Below are 21,739 nucleotides of genomic sequence, written 5' to 3'. Positions count from 1 at the left end.
GTTTTTTTATGCTTTTTTCACAGGGTTTTATCCTTTACGCTTGCCGCTTTCGAGCACCCGTTAGCGAGACAGGACCCCGTGCATGGCGGAGCTGATTCTTTTCAACAAGCCATTTCAGGTATTAAGTCAGTTCACCGACGAACGCCAGAACAACCCCCGCGCAACACTTGCCGACTGGATCAAGAAACCCGGCTTCTACCCCGCTGGCCGGTTGGACTACGACTCTGAAGGCTTGCTTCTGCTGACCAATCACGGCCCCCTGCAACATCGAATTGCCGCACCTGACAACAAAATGCCAAAAACCTACTGGGTTCAGGTGGATGGTGAGATTTCCCAGCAGGCCATTGAGCAGCTTTGTCAGGGTGTCAAGCTGAAAGATGGGTTAACCCGGCCCGCTACAGCCCGCCGAATGAACGAACCGACCGTCTGGCCCAGGGTTCCGCCCGTCCGGCACCGGGAAACCATTCCGACCAGCTGGCTTGAGCTCACCATCACCGAAGGCCGTAACCGCCAGGTACGGCGCATGACAGCAGCCGTTGGCCACCCTACCCTTAGACTTATTCGGTACCGGATTGGTGACTGGACACTCGACAATCTCGAGCCCGGGCAGTATCGGCTTGAGACCGTGCACCTGCCTGACAGCCCCGCAACCGGCAAACCGAAACCCGGCCGCCCGAAATCCCGGCCGGTCAGACACAGGAGACCTCGTTAACCATGACCTGGAAACCCCATGCCACCGTCGCCGTTGTGGTCGAAAACGAACAGGGTCAGTTCCTGCTGGTTGAGGAAATCAGCAACGGCAAAGTGGTGTTCAATCAACCAGCGGGCCACATTGAAGAAAACGAAGCCGTGCTGGATGCGGTGCGCCGTGAAACCCTGGAAGAGACCGGCTGGGAAGTGGAGCCTCAATTCTTTTTGGGCGTATACACTTATAAAGCACCGGCCAACGGCGTTACCTATCACCGCTTTTGCTACGCCGCCCGCGCGACAAAGCAGGTCACCACGGAGCTGGACACCGGCATTATCCAGCCGCACTGGCTCAGCATTGAAGAAATTCGGGGACTCGGCGACAAGCTCCGCAGCCCTTTGGTGCTGCGCTGTATCGAGGATTACCGAAATGGCCGGCAATTCCCCCTTGATGTAGTGGTGGATGACCAGACGTAACCACCACAAGATGATAAAATCGCCGTTTTCAACCGGCTACCGAAAGGCTCATGATCCAGAATCCTGACTCCAGTACTCCCAAGAACACCCGCGTGATTGTCGGCATGTCCGGCGGCGTGGACTCCTCTGTTGCCGCCTGGCTGTTGAAAGACCAGGGCTACCAGGTGGAAGGCCTGTTCATGAAAAACTGGGATGAAGACGACGGTACTGAGTACTGCACCGCCATGACCGACCTCGCCGATGCCCAGGCAGTGGCGGATGCCATTGGTATCAAGCTGCACACCGCCAGTTTTGCGGCTGAATACTGGGACCGGGTGTTTGAGCACTTTCTGTCAGAATACAGCGCAGGGCGCACCCCCAACCCGGACATCCTGTGCAATAAGGAAGTGAAATTCCGGGCGTTTCTGGATTATGCCGTCACCCTGGGTGCCGACTACATCGCTACCGGCCACTACACCCGCCAGCGCCCTCTTAATGATGGCACTGGAAAAGCTCAACTGCTGAAGGGTCTGGACCCCAACAAGGATCAGAGCTACTTCCTGCACGCGGTGTCTGGTGACCGTATTGCGCGCACCCTGTTCCCGGTAGGAGAGCTGGAAAAACCGGAAGTTCGCCGTATTGCCGAGGAACAAGGCTTTGTTACCCACGACAAAAAAGATTCTACCGGTATCTGCTTCATCGGCGAGCGCAAGTTCACCGACTTCCTGAAACAGTACCTGCCGGCCCAGCCCGGCGACATCGAAACACCGGATGGCAAAGTGATCGGCAAACATCAGGGCCTGATGTATCACACCATTGGCCAGCGCCAGGGGCTGGGTATCGGCGGCCTCGCGGAATTTGGTGACGAGCCCTGGTATGTGGCTGAAAAAAACCTGTCCCGCAATGTACTGATTGCCGTTCAGGGCAAGAACCACCCACTGTTGTTTTCCCGCGGCCTTGTGTCTGGCGCCATTGACTGGGTGGCCGGTGAGCCGCCCGCCCAGAGCTTCCGCTGCAAAGCAAAAACCCGCTATCGCCAGCCAGATCAGGACTGCGAAGTGACCGTTATCGAAGGCGGCGTCAAAGTGGTCTTTGACGATGCCCAGCGGGCCGTCACCCCCGGCCAGTCAGTGGTGTTCTATCAGGGCGATGTCTGCCTGGGCGGCGGCGTGATAGAACACACCTGGCGGGATGGCGAAGCGCTGCCATCACGGCTGGAGCTAACTGTCGATGCAGGGGCCCGCGCATGAGCAAATCCCTGCACGACCAGACCCTGGCGTTGGCTGGCCTGTTCCAGGCCGCAGCACTGGTGCGGCAGATTGCCCATAATGGCAGCTGTAGCGACGAGTCCCTGGAAACCTGCATACGCTCTCTGTTCGCCACCGATCCCGCGTCCACCCTGGATGTTTACGGGGGCGAATTGTCCGACATCCGTGAAGGCCTGGAGGCCCTGTCTACCTCACTGGCGCAACAGAGCCGCCCACAGGATGTCGAGATACTGCGCTACGTGCTGAACCTCGTTCATCTTGAGTCCAAACTCAAGCGCGACGGCGACATGCTCGATGTGATTGGCAGCCGGATTGAACAGGCACGGCATACCGCCAGCCACTTCGGATACACCCACAGCAACCTGATCGGCAATCTGGCGTCCATTTACACAGACACCATCAGCACGTTCCGCCTACGCATTCAGGTCAGCGGCAACCCCCAGGTGCTGCAGCGGGAAGAAAATGCAGCGAAGGTCCGCGCCCTGTTGCTGGCTGGTATCCGCTCGGCAGTGCTCTGGCGTCAGAGCGGCGGCCACCGCTGGCAGCTGATCTTCAAACGCAAAAAGGTCATCATGCACGCCCGGGAGTTGCTGCGCTGATTCGCGGCGCCCTCTGGTGTATCATTAGCGCCTTCATATATTTCCGATCCGATTTTTCTTTGATGAACTGAGAGGTTTTCGATGGAACTCACCGCCCTGACCGCCATTTCCCCGGTCGATGGCCGCTACGGCAGTAAAGTCAGCGTATTTCGCAGCATCTTCAGTGAATACGGGCTGATCCGTAACCGGGTAACTGTCGAAATCCGCTGGTTGCAGAAACTGGCCGCTCACCCGGCCATTACCGAAGTGCCAGCATTCTCCGACGAAGCCAACGCCTTCCTGGACAAAATGGTCAGCGAATTCAGCCTGGCTGACGCCGAGCGCATCAAGGACATCGAACGCACCACCAACCACGATGTCAAAGCGGTCGAGTACCTGATCAAAGAAAAGATCGCCGATGTGCCCGAGCTGCACGCGGTGACCGAATTCGTTCACTTTGCCTGCACTTCCGAAGACATCAATAACCTGTCTCACGGGCTGATGCTGCGCGAAGGCCTGGACCACGGCCTGTTGCCGGCCATGGACAAAGTCGTCGACAAACTGGCCGAACTGGCCAAGGAACATGCCGAACAGCCCATGCTGTCCCGCACCCACGGACAAACCGCGTCTCCCACCACCGTCGGCAAGGAACTGGCCAACGTGGTGTATCGCCTGCGCCGCCAGTTGATGCAAATCCGCGAAGTGGAAATCATGGGCAAGATCAACGGTGCGGTCGGCAACTACAACGCCCATCTGTCCGCCTATCCGGACGTGGACTGGGCAGCCAACGCCGAAGAGTTCATTGAGAGCCTGGGGCTGGACTGGAACCCGTACACCACCCAGATTGAACCCCACGACTACATCGCCGAACTGTATGACGCCATTGCCCGCTTCAATACCATCCTGATCGATCTGGACCGGGACATCTGGGGTTACATCTCCCTGGGCTACTTCAAACAGAAGACAGTGGCCGGCGAGATAGGCTCCTCCACCATGCCCCACAAGGTAAACCCCATCGACTTCGAGAACTCCGAGGGCAACCTGGGCATCGCCAACGCGCTCTTCAGCCACCTGTCTGCCAAGCTGCCAATCTCCCGCTGGCAGCGTGACCTGACCGACTCCACAGTGCTGCGTAATCTGGGCGTGGGCTTTGCTCACAGCCTGATTGCCTATGAGGCTACCCTGAAGGGCCTGGGCAAACTGGAAATCAACCCGGCCCGCCTCAACGAGGACCTGAACAACGCCTGGGAAGTGCTGGCCGAGCCAATCCAGACCGTGATGCGCCGTTACAACATCGAAAAACCCTACGAAAAGCTCAAAGACTTGACCCGTGGCAAAGCCATGAGCCCGGAAGTCATCAAGAATTTCGTGGAAACACTGGATATTCCGGAGCACGCCAAGGCCGAACTGCGCGCCCTGACACCGGACACCTACATTGGTAATGCCGTCGAACAGGCCGGCAATATTTAACCTGGAGCAACACCATGGACATGCTTGGCGGACTGACAGCTTCTGAATTTCTGCGGGACTACTGGCAGAAGAAGCCGCTGGTTATCCGTCAGGCATTTCCCGGCTTCCGGTGTCCGGTCAGTCCGGACGAACTGGCCGGGCTAGCCTGTGAGGAAGCAGTGGAATCTCGCATCGTGATCGAGAACGATGCCGGTAAACCCTGGCAACTGCACAACGGTCCTTTCAACCCGGACCGCTTCAGTGACTTGCCGGAACAGGACTGGACCTTACTGGTTCAGGGCCTGGACCACTGGGTACCGGAGATTGCCGACCTGCTCGACAACTTCCGCTTCATTCCCAACTGGCGTCTGGATGACATCATGGCCAGCTACGCCCCGAAAGGTGGCAGCGTTGGCCCCCACTACGACATGTATGATGTTTTCCTGCTGCAGGCCCAGGGCCACCGGCGCTGGACGTTCGGCGGCCACTGTGACCATACCTCGCCGAGAGTAGAAGGCACCCCACTGCGCATCCTGAGCAGCTGGGATGGCGAGGAAACCGTCACCCTGGCCCCGGGCGACATGCTGTACCTGCCCCCGGGTATTGGCCACCACGGCGTGGCTGAAGACGACTGTATTACTCTGTCCGTGGGTTTTCGTGCCCCGACCATCGATGACTTGCTCACCAGTTTTACCGATTTTCTCAGTCAGAAAGAAAAAGCCGCCGAGCATCTGGATGACCCGGACCTTCGAGTACAGGACAACCCCGGTACCATCGGCCCGGAGGTCATCAACCGCCTGGACACCATCATCCGTGAACAACTGGGTGATCGCCGCAACCTGGCCCTGTGGTTTGGCCAGTTCGCCACCGCTCCCAAGAGCCTGGAAATTGTGGTGCCGGCGGATGAACCTGCAGAAGCAGAAGATCTGGCTGAAGCCATCCGCGCCGGCGAGCAACTGCGCTGGAACGAGGGTTCCCGCTTCGCCTATCATGAACTGGACAGTGAAACTGCCCTGTTTGTGGATGGCGAACAATACCTTCTGAAAGGCGATGCCCGGCCACTGGCGCCACTACTCTGCGCCAGCGCCAGGATGAATATGGCCGCGCTGGCAGAGTTTGCCGGCGACGAGGCCTTGCTTGGCCTGCTAACCAATCTGTACAACCAGGGCTCGGTGTATTTCGAGTAAGCCATGAACCTGAGATTCCGAAAATACAGCTGGCAACTGGCGCCATCATCCATCAGGGACATCCGCCAACGGGTGTTCGTTGAGGAACAGCAGGTGCCACCGGAGCTGGAGTGGGACGACACCGACGAGATTGCTGACCATTACCTGGCGGTGGATGACAGCAACACACCGGTGGCTACCGCTCGCCTTTTCTCCACAATGGAGGAAACCGGTTACATCGGTCGTATGGCGGTGTTACCGGAGTATCGTGGCCGGGGGGCTGGTGATGCCCTGCTCAGACACCTGCTGGCCGAATCCGCTGGTCGCTTCCAGGAACTGAAACTCTCCGCCCAGCAGCACGCCACCGGGTTCTACCAACGCTTCGGCTTTCACATCTGCTCGGATATCTATGATGACGCTGGCATTCCCCACCTGGATATGCGCTGCCTGGCTCCCACACTGGCCAGTCATCCAGGTGATCAACGCGCGAAGCCACTGATTCTTGGCGAGGATTCCGAAAGCTGGCTGTTCGGCGATGAAAGCACCATGCTGGAATTGATGGACTCATTGGTAGCCCAAGCCGGCCAACGCATATGGCTGTATGACGACGTGCTTGATCACGGCCTCTACGACCGCTACCCGTTACGGGAACTGATCTCTGCGGTGGCTCGCCGGCACCGGCTTAGCGAAGTGCGCATCCTGATTCACGATAACAAGCCGTTGGTTAAACGCCGGCACCAACTGGTAGAGCTGATGCGCCGGCTCACCAGCCGGATTGAGCTGCGGTTGGTCAACACCGATTATCCGATGGAAAACCAGCCGTTCCTGCTGGCAGACCGTGAGGGTGTACTGTACCGCCACGATTTCAATAAGCCGGAAGGCTTCGCCAATTTTGCCAACCCGGGCCGGGTCAAGCTCATGGAGGAAGCCTTCCAGCGCATGTGGGATGCTGGCCGGGGCTCGCTGGAACTTCGGGAACTACCGCTCTGAATGCAGCCCCGGGGTAGCTTGTGGCGACTCAAATCTGGCACCGAAGGGTGCAAACTCCTCGTCCACTTCTTCCGCCACCTCGGCAATCAGCTTACGCAACCATTGATGATCGCTGTTGTGCTGCAGTAATGGACTCCAGGCCATTTTCAGCTCGAACGGCGGAATCTCGAACGGTGGCACCTTCACCACCAGGTTCGGGTTGTCTTTCTGCAACCAGGCCGCGCGAGATGGCAGAGTGGCAATCAGGTCATGCTGCTCCGCCAGCAACATGGCCACCTGATAATGCCGGGTGAAAACCGAGATCTGCCGCTTGCGGCCCATTCGCCCCAAGGCTTCGTCTACCCACCCCAGCCGCTGGACATCCTTGGGGTTCACCCCCACGCCCACACCAAAACCGGTTTTACTGACCCAGATATGGCTGGCATCCAGGTAGGTATCCAGGGTAAACGGCTCTTTAAGAATGGGATTACGGGCATTCATCAGGCAGGCAAAATACTCGATCCACAAGGTTTTCTGGTGGAACGATTGAGGAATCTTGTCGAAACGGTTGATGGCCATATCCAGCCGGCCCTGCTCCACATCCAGAAAGCTCACGTCGCTGGGGGTCAGCACGTCCAGGGTAACGTGGGGCGCCTCCTGGCGAATCCGCCGCAACACCCTGGGCATCAGACAGGATTCCGCGTAGTCACTGGCCATGATACGGAATACCCGCTGGCTCTCCTGGGCAGCAAAGGGGGTTTTCTCCTGCACCGCCTGTTCAATGTCCGACAGAATGCCACGGACCAACGGCTGCAGTTCCCGGGCCCGCTCCGTGGCTGTCATGCCTTCACTGGTACGCACCAGCAACGGGTCGCCAAACAGATCCCGTAACCGGCGCAAACCGTTGCTCATAGCAGGCTGGGTGATGCCCAGATGATTGGCGGCCTTGGTGACATTGCGTTCACGCAGCAGCACGTCAAGGTATACAAGCAGATTGAGATCTACCCGGGAAATGTCCATGCAAAAAATCCTGGAAAGCAGAGTGGCGGCACCGGTCTGGCCCGCCCACACATTCACCAGACCAATATACAGGAAACCCACAATTCATTAAATGAATGAAGTATTTCCTGTACTTACAACCGGAAACGGACGATTGCCCAGATTTCTGCTAGGCTTTCAGGGCGTTACCCAATAATATCTGACAATTAGAGGCGCGCCCGCAAAGGCGGTCCGTTCACTGTAATCCGGAGCCATTACCGACACCATGGATACCACCACCATTGTGCTGCTGCTCGCGGCGATCGTCACCGTCTCACTGGTCATTATCGTTATCAGTCAGATGCGTGAAAAGGCGCGGATTGAGCGGGTTCGCAAGATGACCGCCCGGGAAGACGAATACAATCGCGCCTACCGCCTGTTCTCGGAGATTCCGGCCCAGTACCTGTCTCCCGACCTCAAGCTGCTGCTGCTCAAGCGCATGGAGGAATCCTGTCACGATCTGGTCGCGCTTAAGTCCGAGCAACCGGTCAGCGAATGGCTCGACACCATCAAACAGACCAGGAAACAGGTACTGGAGAACAATGATAACCGGGCATCGGTCAGAATCGACTCCCCGGAGAAAGCAACCTACGTCAAAGAACTGCTTCAAAGCCTGTTCAAAATGATTGAGGCCATGCACAAAGCCGGCCGGCTCGACACCGCCAGCGCCAAAAAGCACCTGAAGCATGTGCTGTTTCTGGTGCACAAGACCCACGCCGACCTGCACGTTTTCCAGGCCCGGGACCATATCCGGCAGAACCAGATCCGCAAGGCTATCCATGCGTACCACCTGGCCAGCACGGAAATGGGTAAATCCAAAGATAATCCGCTGGCCATGAAAGCCGTCAAGAGCTTCAGAACACGCATCAAGGAGCTTGAAGCCAGCATGGCCGACGGCACCACACAAACCGAGAGCCACTCAAAGCTCGACCGGGAATGGGATAACTTCTTGCAGGATGATGGCACCTGGAAGAAAAAGGCTGATTACGACGACTGAGGAACACGCTTTACCCCATTGACCAGCCACAGGGACGACCATTCACCGTGTTAAAGAGCTTCCGGCACAGACTTTCCTACCGCCTGACCCGCGACACCGTACTGGTGGCCATGGCTCTTGGCCTGATTCTGAACCTGATTCAGATCACCCTTGATTATTTCTCGGCGAAAGACGCCATGGAACAGGACATCCGGGCGCTGATCGAGATCAGCAACAGTCCGGCGTCCCAGATTGCCTACAACATTGACGTGAGGCTGGCCGAGGAACTGCTGGATGGCCTGTTACGCCACCCGGCGACCATAGACGCGCGGATTGTGGACAGTGATGGCCAGACCATGTCGGCCGCCAGCCAGAGCAGCCCGATCTCCCGATACCGCTGGACCAGCGACCTGCTGTTCGGTTCCAGCAGTGTCTTCAGCACAGAACTCCAGGTACCCCAGTTACAGGACCTGCCATTGGGCCATCTGGTTGTCACCATCGATACCTGGCACTACGGCTGGCAGTTCCTGCAGCGGGCAGTCAACACATTCGTCATCGGGCTGTTCAAGAGCCTGGTGCTGTCAGTTGCGCTGCTTGGCATTTTCTATTTCGTGCTGACCCGCCCCATGCTCAACGTGATTGAAGCATTGAGTCGGGTCAGGGCCAGCACCCCGGAAAAAGTCCGGCTGCCCGTGCCTGCCAACCATCGTTTTGATGAAATCGGCACCATGGTTGGCATCATCAACCAGCACCTTGAACACATGGAAGGCAGCGTGGCCCAGTTGAGGGCAGCCGAAAGCGCCATGAAAAACTACTCCAGCCAGCTGGAGCAGGAAGTTGAAGATCGAACACGGGAAATTTCGGAAAAGAATCAGGCCTTGCAACGGGGTAATCGGGCGTTGGTTCGTGCCAAGGAAGACGCGGTGCGACGGGCTCGGGCACGAGCCAACTTTCTGGCCAGCATGAGCCATGAGATCCGCACCCCCCTGAACGGGGTGCTGGGAATGCTCGGGCTGGCGCTGGAAAGTGAACAGGACGCTGGCCAGAGAAACCGCCTGGAGATTGCCCTGAACGCCGGTGAAAGCCTGCTTGGCCTGCTCAATGACATTCTTGACATCTCCAAGGTCGAAGCCGGAAAACTCAATCTCGAGAATATTCCGTTCAGCGTTCGCGACCTGGTAGAGGAATGCTCAACTCTTCACGCCCAACAGGCTCGCCGCAAACACATCAATCTGGTCAATGAAACCGACCCTATGCTACCCGAGCAGTTTCTGGGCGACCCGACGCGCACGCGCCAGATCCTCAATAATCTGCTCAGTAACGCGGTCAAGTTTACCGACGATGGCCATGTCAGGGTGCGCACCACATACTCCGGTGGAAGTCTTCGCATGGAGGTTATCGATAGCGGCATAGGCATGTCCAAAGAAGGCTTGCACCGGATCTTCTCACCGTTTTCGCAGGCCGACACCGACACCACCCGGCTGTACGGCGGCACCGGTCTTGGCCTGACGCTGTGCCGCCAGCTGGTGGAACGTATGCACGGGCAGATATTGGTGGATTCCAGTGAGGGCGCCGGTACTCATTTCACCGTCACCCTGCCCCTGCCGGTGCATGAACCCGCACACCCGACACTGCCAGAAGCCGCTGCCACCCGGCTTTGCGAAACAGGTGTTGCCATGGCCATACCGCAGGATCACCCGCACCGGCTGGCGATTGAATCACAACTGCGAGCCTGGGCTATCCCGGTCAGAAGCGCCAGCCGTCATCCAAAGGGCATCTTGCTGGTGGCCGCAGAGCCAGGCGACGAAGAGTGCAAGGCCTTTGCCGATGACTGGCAGGGAATGGGCGTTATCCTGGCAGACAGCACTGGCTCAATCAGTTCCGGGCGTCCCGGTCAGTTTATTCTGCCGCTGCCGCTCAGACGCACTGAACTCTACCACTGCCTGTGCGCCGCCGCAGGATTGCCGGACAGCGGCAGTTCAGAACCGCTGGATCAATCAACCAGGGCTGCGAGAACCGAGAACCAACTCACCCTGCTGCTGGTCGAGGATAATCAGGTCAATCAGCTGGTCGCCAGCAGCCTGCTGAAAAAGCTGGGCCATCGGGTAGACCATGCAGAGAACGGCCAGAGGGCATTGGAGGCGTTGCAAAAGCGCCGTTACGACCTGGTTCTTATGGATTGCCAGATGCCCGTTATGGACGGTTACGAGGCAACCCGGGCCATCAGGCGCAACCCGGAATGGCAAAACTTGCCGATTATTGCGGTGACCGCCAATGTTATGCAGGGTGATCGGGAGGATTGCCTGGAAGCCGGAATGAACGATTACATCACCAAACCCTATAAGCGTGAGGAGCTCAGGGCCGTTATCAATCGCTGGGCCCCGAGCGCTCCAGAACCTCAAGCAGACTCCTGAGCTCCTGCCGCAGGGTGACCAACCGCTCTGGCGCTACATCAAGGCCGCACACCAACTGCATGGGTACCTCGCGAGCCTGTTCCCGCAATCGCCAGCCGGCTTCCGTTAAACTCAACCGAACGACCCGCTCATCACTTGCCTGCCGGCGCCGGGTGAGCAGACCACGCTCTTCCAGCCGCTTCAAAAGCGGCGTTAGAGTGCCACTATCCAAGCGCAGCCGGGCCCCTATATCCGATACCCGGGCGGCCTCTCCTCCCGGGCCATGCTCCCAGAGCGCCAGCATCACCAGATACTGCGGATAGGTCAGCCCCAGCTCAGCCAGCACAGGTCGATACCGCGCTGTAACGGCCCGATTGAGGGCATAGAGGGCAAAGCAGATCTGGTTATCAAGCGCCAGCATCTGATCATCACCGTTCATGTCAGAGCAGCTTCTCGATATCGGAACGAATGTCAGCGGGTTTAGCTGTGGGTGCGTAACGGCGGATAACCTGCCCGTCGCGGTTGACCAGAAACTTGGTAAAATTCCACTTCACCTTCTCCGACCCCATCAGGCCCTTGGCTTCCCTCTTCAAAAACTGGAACAGCGGATGCGCGCCATCCCCGTTCACGTCAACCTTGGCAAACATCGGAAAGCTGACACCATAGTTCAGGGAGCAGAACTGACTGATGGCATCATCGTTTGCCGGATCCTGATTCATAAACTGGTTACAGGGAAAGCCCAATACCTCGAATCCCTGGTCACCGAGTTCCTCATGCAGCGCTTGCAAGCCCTCAAATTGAGGTGTGAAGCCACACTTTGACGCGGTGTTCACAATCAGCAAGACCTTTCCCTTGTAATCCGCCATGGAGGCTTCATTGCCCTTAATGTCACGAACACTGAAATCGTAAATGGATTCGCCAGACATACGTTTACTCCTGTCGATGATTTGCATGATTTTATATTGTGCACAATATAATTTTGCAAAGCCACACTCAAAAAAGTCTTAACGGGCCAGTGATCCAGAGTTCACTTTCAAAAACCGCCGCAAACTATCCGTATTTGCCCACAATTCAACACATTTGCCCCTGTTGCCCCGGGGCTCCCCTCCGCTAGAATAGGATGCTTCCGTTTACCGGAACCTCTTTCAGACTGTTTGTTAAGGACGCCAGCGACCCATGCAGAACTATTTCAAATCCGCCAAGCTCGATAATGTGTGTTATGAAATTCGTGGCGTGGTTCTGCGTGAGGCGCGTCGTCTTGAAGAAGAGGGCCACCGCGTCCTCAAGCTCAACATTGGCAACCCGGCGGCGTTTGAGCTGGACGTGCCGGAAGAAATCCAGCAAGACGTCATCTACAACATGCATCAGGCCCAGGGATACGTGGAGTCCAAGGGGCTGTTCTCTGCCCGTAAGGCCGTGATGCATTACTGCCAGCAACGGGGCATTGCCAAGGTCGACATCGACGACATTTTCCTGGGCAACGGCGTTAGCGAGCTGATCGTCATGTCCATGCAGGCACTGCTGAACACCGGCGATGAAGTGCTGATTCCGGCGCCGGATTACCCGCTCTGGACCGCCGCTGTGACCCTCTCCAGCGGCAAGCCGGTGCACTACCGGTGCGATGAGCAACAGGGCTGGTTCCCGGACATTGATGACATCAAGAAAAAGATCACCCGTCGCACCCGGGCCATTGTGCTGATCAACCCCAATAACCCCACCGGTGCGGTTTATTCGGAAGAGCTGTTGCAGCAGGTCATCGAGCTGGCCCGGCAGCATAACCTGATCATCCTGTCGGACGAGATCTATGACAAGATCCTGTATGACGGTACCCAGCACACTTCCATTGCCTCACTGGCTGACGACGTGCTGTTCTTTACCTACAACGGGCTGTCGAAGAACTACCGGGCAGCCGGCTACCGATCGGGCTGGATGATCATCAGTGGCGCCAAACACCGCGCCCGGGACCTGATCGAGGGCATTGAGATGCTCTCCAACATGCGCCTGTGCGCCAACGTACCGGCACAGCTAGCCATCCAGACGTCTCTGGGTGGCTACCAATCCATCAACGATCTGGTAGCACCTGGCGGCCGGCTTTATGAACAGCGGGAAACTGCCTGGCGAATGCTCAACGACATTCCTGGCGTTAGCTGTGTCAAACCCCAGGGTGCACTGTACCTGTTCCCGAGACTGGACCCGAAGCACTTCCCGGTGGTCAACGATGAAAAGCTGGTGCTCGACCTGCTGCTGCAGGAGAAAATCCTGCTGGTTCAGGGCTCCGCCTTCAACATTGATGACAAACAGCATCTGCGTGTCGTTTTCCTACCTCGGGAAGATACACTGGCAGACGCCATGGGTCGTCTGGGCAACTTCCTGGAGCATTACCGCCAGTAACCGGAGCTGCTATGGCTGACATACATGTCGAGGAGTTTTACAAGGACGTCGCTATTGCGCTGATCCAGCTTTATGCTGCCTTCCCGAGACGGATCAACCTGTTCGTGGAGGACATCGCCGGGCCGGATGAGCCGGATGAATTCGGCCTGCACAGCAAACGGCACATGGCCTGCTTCGGAGCGCTGCTGTGGCTCTCGGAAGAGGGCTTGCTGCGCTACGTTGACACGATTCGGCAGGAAGCGCTGGACCAGGCGGTACTGACCCGCGAAGCCTTTATACGCCTCAGCGCCCCGGCTCCCCAGGCGTTGGTACGTGAGTTGAACGCCTCCAGCACTGAAGCGGAACTGCCGCCTTCCGTACAAAAGGACCTTTCAACCTATATCCACCTGCTGAGGTCGGCCCTAAAGAGTGGCAGTTCCAGCCGTATCAGCCTGGCCGTTCAGTCCTCCTTCTTCAATGAGACTGGTGCAGGGCGCTTGCATTAAATCCAGGTAAGGCTCTTGAAGGAGTGAACCCGGACCACATATATCGGTCAGAAAGGCAACCACTTTCAGGGAACGTTAATACGGGAATAGACTATGCGGATTTTGTTGTTTCTGGCCACCAACCTGGCCGTCATCCTGGTCGCAAGTTTTACCTTGCGCCTGCTGGGCGTTGACAGCTACCTGGCCCAACAGGGCATCAATTACGGTTCGCTCTTGGCGTTTGCGGCCGTATTCGGCTTTGCGGGTGCCATCGTCTCGCTGCTGATTTCCAAACCCATGGCCAAGTGGAGTACCAAGGCCCGGGTTATTGACTCGCCCAGAACCCCAGCCGAGCGCTGGCTGGTGGACACCGTGGCAGAGCTGTCAAAGAAAGCGGGCATTGGCATGCCCGAGGTGGCTATTTTCCCCGCCTCCCAGTCCAATGCTTTTGCCACCGGCTGGAACAAGAATGACTCGCTGGTGGCCGTCAGTGAGGGGCTGCTGCACCGCTTCAACAAGGATGAAATCCGGGCTGTACTGGGCCATGAGATTGGTCATGTGGCCAATGGTGATATGGTCACGCTTGCGCTGATTCAGGGTGTGGTGAACACCTTTGTGATTTTCGCGTCCCGGGTCATCGGCTCCTTCGTAGACCGGGTGGTGTTCAAGAACGAGAACGGCCATGGCATTGGCTTTTTCGTGGTCAGCATCGCGGCCGAAATTGTCCTTGGCATACTGGCCAGCACCATCGTGTTCTGGTTCTCCCGTCGCCGGGAATTCCGGGCTGACATCGCAGGCGCTCAGCTTGCCGGTACCGGAGCGATGATCAGCGCGCTGGCTCGCCTGAAGCAGGAAAGTGAAGTGCCGGATCAAATGCCCGACACCCTCCAGGCCTTCGGTATTAACCGCGGCGCCCGGGCCGGCCTGGCAGCCTTGTTCATGACTCACCCACCACTGGAAGATCGCATCGCGGCCCTGCAGAACGCCAGGGTGTGACAGAAAACAAAAGGGGGCGCTGTCTGCGCCCCCTTTGCGTGCGAACCAGGCAAATCTTGGTCAGATCTTGAGTTTACAGCCCAGCGCACGGAACCCGTCCTGGAGCGATTTACTGGTCCCTTTGAGCTGAACCTTCAGGCTGGAACACTCCCGGCGCACCGGATAGTCCCGGCGCAGGCGGTCAAACGCCACCGCCCGTTGCTCCGGATTTCCCCGCATGGCCAGTCTCAGCCTGGCATCATCCCGCCTTGGGTCATAACAGACCCGCAGTGCCGTACGAATGGCCTCATCTTCCTCGGCTGAACTGGTAAACGAGACTTTGCTGACCGCTGGTTCAGGTAAAAACTGGCCTGCTTTCTTGCGTATGGGCAGGCCCAGGAACTGACACAGCGCCCGATAAACCATTTCCGTGCCCTGCATCTTGCCTTCCAGGCTGTACCCGGCAATATGGGGCGTCGCGAGCCATACCTTGTCCACAAGATCGGGAAGTATCCCAGGCTCATGCTCCCAGACATCCAGGGCCACCAGCGGTGCATCAGCCTGTTCCAGGCTGCGCATCAAGGCCTCGGAATCAACAACTTCTCCCCTACCACCGTTGATCAGCAGTTGATCGGCGCCGATCAACGCCAGCTCCGAGTCAGACACCATGTGCCAGGTGGCGTGGGGCTGATGGCGGGTTAATGGCGTATGCAGGGTAACCACGTCACACTCCAGCGCCTCAGCCAGACTGACAAAAGGCGGCTCAGCCCCCGGTTCCCGTTCTTGCCTCGGCGGGTCACACAGGCGTACCTCAAAACCAAGGCGTTCCAGGCATTGAGCCAACTGGCCACCGACATTACCAACGCCAACGATACCAACCGTCAGGGATGTCCAATCGTCCAGCCCCCGTCGTTCAGCAAACAGCGATACTACCGACAACACATATTCGGCCACACTGCTGGCGTTGCATCCTGGGGCGGCGGCAAAGCCGATGCCCTGCGCCTGCAACCACTCCAGGTCAATATGGTCTGTGCCAATGGTCGCAGTGCCCACAAAACGAACCCGGCTTCCTTCCAGCAACTCACGGTTAACGCGGGTCACCGAACGCACCAGCAGGATATCCGCATCCTGCACCTGCTCACGACTCAGCGTTCGCCCTGTAACCCGGCGTATTTCTCCAATATCACCGAAGAACGCGTCCAGTAAAGGAATGTTCTCGTCCGCAACGATCAGCATAACCTGGTCTCCATTACCCTAAATCGCCCTGTACCAACGCGACTCAGTTGCGCCGGGGCCGCGAACCGCCGCGCCCTACCGGCCCGCGGCCGCTCTGGGGGCGGCGCCCACCGCGCTTGCGAGTGATCGGCGGGTTATCCATGGTGGCCATCAAGTCTTCGTCTGGCACCGCGGTTTTCAGCTTCTGGCTGATGTACTTCTCGATCTCGGGTAAGGCAAAAGAGTCGTCTTCTCCGGCAAAGCTGACGGAAACACCGGTCTTGCCTGCGCGCCCGGTACGGCCAATCCGGTGTACGTAATCTTCGGCGTTCTCAGGCAGGTTGTAGTTGAAGACATGGGTCACACCATTAACGTGAATGCCCCGGCCCGCCACATCGGTGGCAACCAGCACCTGGATCTGCCCCTTTTTGAACTGGTCCAGGGTTTTCAACCGTTTGTTCTGGGCGATCTCACCAGACATCAGGGACACTTTCACGCCCTGATTCTTCAGATCCTCCTCAAGATCCCGGCACTGGTCACGACGATTGGCAAACACAATGGCCTTCTCAACCTCCGGACGTTTGAGGTAGTTCACCAGCACAGGCAGTTTGTCGTCGTCAGACACCAGATACACGGTCTGCTCTACCCGTTCGGCGGTTTTCTGCTCCGGCTCGATCTCCACGAACTCTGCATTTTGGGTCCACATGGACGCCAGGTTCAGAACGTCCTGGTTGAAGGTGGCGCTGAACAGCAGGGTTTGGCGATCTTCTTTGCTGGTGCACTTGCGGATGATACGTTTGACATCCGGGATGAAGCCCATATCCAGCATACGGTCTGCTTCATCCAGGATCAGGATGTCGATCTGGTCCAGAAACACGTCTTGGGAGCCCAGGAAGTCGATCAGCCGGCCCGGAGTTGCCACCAGAATGTCGACAATCTCGTTCTGCAACTGCTCACGCTGCTTGTCGTAGTTCATACCGCCCACCACGGTAACCACATTGTGGCCGGTGTACTGGCACAGTTGCTCTGCGTCCTTGGCAATCTGCATCGCCAGTTCACGGGTTGGAGCCAGGGCAAGCACTCTGGGCTCAGAGGCAAAACGGTCTTTTTCATCCACCGGTGTTTCAAGCAGAGTCTGTATCGCGGTAATCAGGAAGGCTGCTGTTTTACCGGTACCGGTCTGGGCCTGGCCGATCAGGTCTTCGCAAGCCAGGGTCCAGGGCAGGGTTTCGGCCTGAATGGGGGTGCAGTATTCGAATCCGATTTTACTGATGGCATCCAGCAGGCGCTTGTCGAGATTCAGATCGCTGAAACGCAAATCGCCGGTATGTTTTGGGTCAGATGTCATAAAGGCTCTAATATCCTTGAGTGGTCGTATTCGGGAGCCGTGGGCGCCACGCGGCGCTTGTCCTGATGCCAGCAATGCTGGATTCTGTCGGCCGTCCCGTAGAAAGACTTGAGTGTATCGAAAAATTGCTGGGCTCTGGATGGCAGGCCGCAGGCCAGATATCGGGAAGCCTGCCCACAAACGTTATCGCGGAAAGCCGGCTCATCGGCCGCGCCACTGCCGGCAAGGTTATCAACGCTGATATGAAAGCGGGTGCCAGCTGCCAGGGAAAACAGCCATTCAATGGCCTGGGGTTTTACCTCCACCTGTTCGAACGCCTGCTGCTGTTCCAGGCTACGCCCATCCGGACAATACCAGTATCCGTAATCGTGCAATGTGCGCCGATGCTCACCGGCTATACACCAATGGGCAATTTCGTGGAGGGCACTGGCAAAAAAACCGTGGGCAAACACTACCCGGGCAAGTCCGTCTGGCTCGCTGGCAGGCAGGTACTCCGGTTCGTCACTGCCCCTGACCAGAATGGTCCGGAAGGATTCCCGGAACAGGTCGTTGAACAGCATGATAAGATCGTCTGGATTGTGATTCATCGGTTGGCTATTGTGCGACTTTAATGCAGGCAATACCAGAGGGAACTTTGCCACGGCGATGATGTCATTGGCAGCAAGGCAACGGGCCGTGATACCGCCCCTACTGGAAACACCCAGGATAACGAAGGATTCATGACAGCTATTCCGGACTCCCAACAACGATTGCGTCAACCGGTCACCCAGCTCGTGGCCTTACTGGCACTGCTATTTGCCCTGCTTCCGGCCTCCGCCCTGGCCTTTGGCAACTCAGGAAGCTCCCTGTTTGGCGGCGGCAACAATGGCTTCCTGCCTGTAGACGAGGCGCTGCCCTTCAACCACAGCACGGAAGGCGACAGCGTTGTCCTGTCCTGGAATATTGCCCCGGAACACTATCTCTACAAAAGCCGTATACAGATTACCCCGGTCACTGATGGCGTCAGCATTGGCGAGCCCGAGTTCTCACTGCCCGGGACCCTGACCGAAGACGAATACTTCGGCGAGATGATGGTGTTCTTCGATCCGGTCGAGGCCCGGGTGCCGGTCATCCTTCCTGAGGGTATACAGGAAGCGGAACTGCAGGTGACCTACCAGGGCTGCGCAGAGGCGGGTCTGTGTTATCCACCGCAGACGCGGGACGTTCTCTACTATCCCGGCAAGAACGGCAACCAGGGCAGTTTATCCACGTCGGCAGACAGCGGCGGCTCCGGCGGCAGCGCATTCAACACGGCCGATAACACCTCATCGGCAACCGGCCTGGCCGGATTACTGTCCAGCCAGTCTATCTGGATGATCGCCGGGGTCTTCTTCCTGCTGGGGCTGGGGCTGACGTTCACCCCGTGCGTATTGCCCATGGTGCCGATTATTTCCACTATGGTCTCCGGCCACAACACCCGCACAACCGGCCACGCACTGTTACTGTCCGGCAGTTATGTGTTGGGCATGGCGCTCACCTACGCCGCCGCTGGCGTGATTACCGGCTTGCTGGGCGCCAGTTTCAACCTGCAGGCACAACTCCAGTCACCCCTGGTGCTCGGTGTCTTCGCGGCGTTGTTTGTGGTGTTTGCCCTGGCGATGTTTGACCTGTTTGAGATTCAGCTACCCAGATTTATCCGCGAGCCGCTGAACGATGCCAGCCAGAAGCTGACCGGCACCCGGGTGATCAGTATCTTCGGCATTGGCTCATTGTCGGCACTCATAGTGTCGCCCTGCGTCTCTGCGCCTCTGGCCGGCAGCCTGCTTTACATTTCAACCACCCAGGACGCCGTCATCGGTGGCGTTGCCCTGCTTGCACTCGGGCTTGGCATGGGTGTTCCACTGATTCTTGTGGCCGTCGGCGGTCGCAAACTTCTGCCTACCTCAGGCCACTGGATGACAACCGTCAAACATTTTTACGGCGTCATGCTGCTTGCCGTTGCCATCTGGCTTATCGAGCGGATGGTGCCAGCCTGGGCCGGCCTGACCATGTGGGGGCTACTGGTCGCCATCACAGGCGTTCAATTGGGCGCTTTTGATGCGGCCAGGGCTGGCTGGGAACGCACACGCAAGGGCCTGGGCCTGGTGATGTTCGCCTATGGACTGGCGCTCCTGGCAGGGGCTTTCAGCGGCGCCAATGATCCACTGCGGCCGCTGGCACCGTTTACCGCATCTGCCGGCCAGGTTCAGGGCGGCGCCAGCCATGCAGACTTCCAGCGCGTCAAGGACCCACAACAGATTCGAGCGATGCTGGCCGATGCCCGCGCCAACCAGCAACCTGTCGTACTCGACTTCTACGCGGATTGGTGCGTGTCGTGTAAAGTCATGGAGCGAAACGTATTCAGCGACCAGGACGTAATCCAGGCGCTAGCACCCTACACCCTGTTGCAGATCGACATGACCGACAACACCCGTGACCAACAGGCCCTGCTGGATGAACTCGGATTGTTTGGTCCGCCGGCCATCCTGTTCTATCGAACCAACGGCGAGGAACTACAGGAAGCACGGGTGCTCGGGGAAATGAACCGCAGGCAGTTCCTTGACCATCTTGGCAAGGTGGCCCAGGAAAGCTGAGCGGTCTGCTCAGCTTTCACAGCGGCGAATCAGGAAATGGAATTCCCCTTTCAACTCCTGTTGACTCAGCAGATCATGGCCCAGGAACTGGCAAAAACGGGGGATATCCCGGGTTGTTGAAGGATCGGTCGCCACAACGCGCAACACTTCCCCCACGCCAATATCGTTAATCCGGTTGTGCAGCATCATTACCGGTTCCGGGCAGAACAGCCCTCGAGCGTCCAGCTCGGCTTGAAACTCCAGGGTTGTCACAACAGCCACCTCCAGTTCTCGTGATTTTCAGAATCCAGTGCTAAATTATTGTTTACAGCAACGAAAATAAAGGACCAATTGCATGATTCGGGTTTTGATTGAACGACACATCGCAGAGTCTCTGGAAACCGCCTACGAAGAACGTTCACGCTTGGTACTGCAGCAGGCCGTCAGTACACCCGGTTTTATTTCAGGTGAGACGCTGGTCGACAGCCATGACCCGAACCACCGTATCACCCTTGCCAACTGGCGCTCCGAAGCTGATTGGGATCGCTGGTACCATTCCCGGGAACGGCGCGAGCTGATGGCAGAACTGGTGCCCATGATGGACCGCGATGAAATCATCACGGTTCTTGAACAAAGCCCTATGCCCTGAGCCACTCCGGCTTAGTCCAGGCGCTCGATAAAACAGGTGATTTCCTCTCGATCATGATAAAGGTGGCGGGCCCGTACATGGCAAGTCAGGCCCGCCTCCTCAAGACCACGCACCAGGATGTCCTGGCATACCAGCCATTCGTCGTAGCGCTTCTTCATCGGTAACTTCAGGTTGAATACCGTGTAACGGCAAAGCCTGTCTGCCAGCCAGTCCACTGCCATCCGGGCTGTGCGGCGCGGCTTATCGACGATGTCGCAAACCATCCAGTCGACCGCCCGCTTCGGGCGCCAGGCATAGCCATCCGCCTCAATGTGCTCAACATGCCCGCTGGCCATCAGGTCCGGATTCATCGGACCATTATCAACAGCCGTCACCATCATACCCTGATTCACCAGTTGCCAGGTCCAGCCACCTGGCGCGGCTCCCAGATCGACGGCTTTCCTGCCACCACCCAGGTAGTCGAGCCAGCGATCCTCCGGCAGGAATACCTTCCAGGCTTCCTCGAGTTTGAGCGCGGAGCGGCTGGGGGCCGAGGCGGGCAATCTGAGCCGCGGCACGCCCCCTGGGAACGGCGACCGGTTACCAGCGAGGCTGTACCCAATCACAGCCGTGCCAAAGTCTGCCAGCAGTATTTCCAGCCGTGCTCTGGTTTTTGCATCCGCCGTTTCCTGAAGCAATCCCGCGCCCCGCAGGCCCTTGGATAACGGCGCTACCCATTTTCGGGAAAAGTTGCCCAGGTCCCGGTCCTCGTTGTTCTCCGGTAAACGCACCTCTACCCGTGCACAGCCAGTGCCATTCCAATCCTGATCTCGCAGAAAACCGACCACGGCCCCAACCCGATCCTGGACTGGCAACGCGCAATCGCCCAGGATAACGAACCAGTCCCGGACAAATACCAGTTCGTCCAACGGCAGGCGGCCCATCAGCTCCTCCGGGCTTTCCTCACTGCCAATGGTAAACCGAACCAGCCCGCTATTCCTGACCGGCTGAAAGTAACCAAACACGCCTTTAAGGGCTGCCTGATCCGTCACTTCCTGGCCCGCCTCGGCTTCGAATCCCGGGCGGCACACCAGCATAACCTGTTGCATCTATCACCTTTTCATTCAAAATTGTCAGGAATCTGACA

The 21,739-nt window shown here is 57.8% G+C and carries 22 protein-coding genes; 14 read left to right on the top strand and 8 right to left on the bottom strand.

Annotation, left to right across the window (positions count from 1 at the left end):
- The first annotated feature begins 82 nt into the window (after nt 1-82).
- The 7 genes from C7H10_RS15475 to C7H10_RS15445 all read left to right on the top strand — a co-directional run bounded on the left by C7H10_RS15475 (nt 83) and on the right by C7H10_RS15445 (nt 6,594).
- Nucleotides 83-712, top strand: a complete 630-nt coding sequence (locus tag C7H10_RS15475; RefSeq protein ID WP_106695568.1) for a pseudouridine synthase — start codon at nt 83-85, stop codon at nt 710-712.
- A gap of 2 nt (nt 713-714) precedes the next feature.
- Nucleotides 715-1,164 (top strand): NUDIX hydrolase, encoded by a 450-nt coding sequence (locus C7H10_RS15470; protein WP_072677511.1) that lies wholly within the window; start codon nt 715-717, stop codon nt 1,162-1,164.
- A gap of 50 nt (nt 1,165-1,214) precedes the next feature.
- Nucleotides 1,215-2,393 carry a tRNA 2-thiouridine(34) synthase MnmA gene (gene mnmA / locus C7H10_RS15465; protein ID WP_106695567.1) on the top strand — a complete coding sequence of 393 codons (1,179 nt, stop codon included), beginning with the start codon at nt 1,215-1,217 and terminating at the stop codon, nt 2,391-2,393.
- A complete protein-coding gene (gene hflD, locus C7H10_RS15460; RefSeq protein WP_058089547.1) occupies nt 2,390-3,010 on the top strand; it encodes a high frequency lysogenization protein HflD in 621 nt (206 codons plus the stop codon). The genes mnmA and hflD overlap by 4 nt, the downstream gene beginning before the upstream one ends.
- A gap of 81 nt (nt 3,011-3,091) precedes the next feature.
- A complete protein-coding gene (purB, locus tag C7H10_RS15455; RefSeq protein WP_058089546.1) occupies nt 3,092-4,459 on the top strand; it encodes an adenylosuccinate lyase in 1,368 nt (455 codons plus the stop codon).
- Between the two features lie 14 nt (nt 4,460-4,473).
- Complete coding sequence (locus C7H10_RS15450; protein WP_058089545.1) at nt 4,474-5,625, top strand: cupin domain-containing protein; 1,152 nt, start codon at nt 4,474-4,476, stop codon at nt 5,623-5,625.
- Nucleotides 5,626-5,628: 3 nt separating this feature from the next.
- Nucleotides 5,629-6,594 (top strand): GNAT family N-acetyltransferase, encoded by a 966-nt coding sequence (locus C7H10_RS15445; RefSeq protein WP_106695566.1) that lies wholly within the window; start codon nt 5,629-5,631, stop codon nt 6,592-6,594.
- On the opposite strand, the gene C7H10_RS15440 is transcribed toward C7H10_RS15445, so the two are convergent.
- The gene (locus C7H10_RS15440; protein ID WP_058089869.1) at nt 6,583-7,593 is read right to left on the bottom strand and encodes a LysR family transcriptional regulator; all 1,011 of its coding nucleotides are present in this window, start codon (nt 7,591-7,593) and stop codon (nt 6,583-6,585) included. The two genes, C7H10_RS15445 and C7H10_RS15440, sit on opposite strands and share 12 nt — an antisense overlap.
- Before the next feature lie 244 nt (nt 7,594-7,837).
- On the opposite strand from C7H10_RS15440, the gene C7H10_RS15435 reads away from it, so the two are divergent.
- The gene (locus tag C7H10_RS15435; protein WP_061330988.1) at nt 7,838-8,608 is read left to right on the top strand and encodes a hypothetical protein; all 771 of its coding nucleotides are present in this window, start codon (nt 7,838-7,840) and stop codon (nt 8,606-8,608) included.
- 110 nt (nt 8,609-8,718) lie between these two features.
- Nucleotides 8,719-11,001: a hybrid sensor histidine kinase/response regulator gene (locus C7H10_RS15430; RefSeq protein ID WP_106696020.1), complete on the top strand. Its 2,283-nt coding sequence runs from the start codon at nt 8,719-8,721 to the stop codon at nt 10,999-11,001.
- Here the strand turns inward: C7H10_RS15430 and C7H10_RS15425 are convergent.
- Nucleotides 10,955-11,419, bottom strand: coding sequence for a MarR family winged helix-turn-helix transcriptional regulator (locus C7H10_RS15425; protein ID WP_106695565.1), 465 nt, complete (start codon nt 11,417-11,419; stop codon nt 10,955-10,957). The two genes, C7H10_RS15430 and C7H10_RS15425, sit on opposite strands and share 47 nt — an antisense overlap.
- 1 nt (nt 11,420) lies before the next feature.
- On the bottom strand, nt 11,421-11,906 hold the full coding sequence (locus tag C7H10_RS15420; RefSeq protein WP_106695564.1) for a glutathione peroxidase: 486 nt from the start codon (nt 11,904-11,906) through the stop codon (nt 11,421-11,423).
- 250 nt (nt 11,907-12,156) lie between these two features.
- Between C7H10_RS15420 and C7H10_RS15415 the strand changes: the two genes are divergently transcribed.
- The 3 genes from C7H10_RS15415 (at nt 12,157) to htpX (ending at nt 14,831) form a co-directional block, all read left to right on the top strand.
- Complete coding sequence (locus C7H10_RS15415) at nt 12,157-13,371, top strand: pyridoxal phosphate-dependent aminotransferase (RefSeq protein ID WP_106695563.1); 1,215 nt, start codon at nt 12,157-12,159, stop codon at nt 13,369-13,371.
- 11 nt (nt 13,372-13,382) lie between these two features.
- Nucleotides 13,383-13,856 (top strand): hypothetical protein, encoded by a 474-nt coding sequence (locus tag C7H10_RS15410; protein WP_106695562.1) that lies wholly within the window; start codon nt 13,383-13,385, stop codon nt 13,854-13,856.
- Between the two features lie 93 nt (nt 13,857-13,949).
- Entirely contained in the window at nt 13,950-14,831 is an 882-nt protein-coding gene (gene htpX, locus C7H10_RS15405) for a protease HtpX (RefSeq protein WP_072677521.1), read from the top strand.
- Nucleotides 14,832-14,891: 60 nt separating this feature from the next.
- On the opposite strand, the gene pdxB is transcribed toward htpX, so the two are convergent.
- The 3 genes from pdxB to C7H10_RS15390 are packed head-to-tail and all read right to left on the bottom strand — an operon-like array spanning nt 14,892 to nt 17,960.
- On the bottom strand, nt 14,892-16,046 hold the full coding sequence (gene pdxB / locus C7H10_RS15400) for a 4-phosphoerythronate dehydrogenase PdxB (protein ID WP_106695561.1): 1,155 nt from the start codon (nt 16,044-16,046) through the stop codon (nt 14,892-14,894).
- A gap of 43 nt (nt 16,047-16,089) precedes the next feature.
- A complete protein-coding gene (gene rhlB, locus C7H10_RS15395) occupies nt 16,090-17,373 on the bottom strand; it encodes an ATP-dependent RNA helicase RhlB (RefSeq protein WP_106695560.1) in 1,284 nt (427 codons plus the stop codon).
- Nucleotides 17,370-17,960 carry an elongation factor P hydroxylase gene (locus C7H10_RS15390; protein WP_106695559.1) on the bottom strand — a complete coding sequence of 197 codons (591 nt, stop codon included), beginning with the start codon at nt 17,958-17,960 and terminating at the stop codon, nt 17,370-17,372. Before C7H10_RS15390 ends, rhlB begins: the two co-directional genes overlap by 4 nt.
- A 132-nt stretch (nt 17,961-18,092) precedes the next feature.
- Between C7H10_RS15390 and dsbD the strand changes: the two genes are divergently transcribed.
- Complete coding sequence (gene dsbD, locus C7H10_RS15385; RefSeq protein WP_106695558.1) at nt 18,093-19,985, top strand: protein-disulfide reductase DsbD; 1,893 nt, start codon at nt 18,093-18,095, stop codon at nt 19,983-19,985.
- 9 nt (nt 19,986-19,994) lie between these two features.
- On the opposite strand, the gene tusA is transcribed toward dsbD, so the two are convergent.
- Nucleotides 19,995-20,237, bottom strand: a complete 243-nt coding sequence (tusA, locus tag C7H10_RS15380) for a sulfurtransferase TusA (protein ID WP_106695557.1) — start codon at nt 20,235-20,237, stop codon at nt 19,995-19,997.
- Between the two features lie 82 nt (nt 20,238-20,319).
- On the opposite strand from tusA, the gene C7H10_RS15375 reads away from it, so the two are divergent.
- Nucleotides 20,320-20,613, top strand: coding sequence for an antibiotic biosynthesis monooxygenase family protein (locus C7H10_RS15375; RefSeq protein ID WP_058089532.1), 294 nt, complete (start codon nt 20,320-20,322; stop codon nt 20,611-20,613).
- A gap of 11 nt (nt 20,614-20,624) precedes the next feature.
- On the opposite strand, the gene rlmM is transcribed toward C7H10_RS15375, so the two are convergent.
- Nucleotides 20,625-21,701 (bottom strand): 23S rRNA (cytidine(2498)-2'-O)-methyltransferase RlmM, encoded by a 1,077-nt coding sequence (rlmM, locus tag C7H10_RS15370; protein ID WP_106695556.1) that lies wholly within the window; start codon nt 21,699-21,701, stop codon nt 20,625-20,627.
- Nucleotides 21,702-21,739 lie beyond the last annotated feature (38 nt).

The organism is Marinobacter shengliensis, assembly GCF_003007715.1.
GTDB classification, from domain to species: domain Bacteria; phylum Pseudomonadota; class Gammaproteobacteria; order Pseudomonadales; family Oleiphilaceae; genus Marinobacter; species Marinobacter shengliensis.
This window is presented reverse-complemented; position numbering and strand designations above follow the sequence as displayed.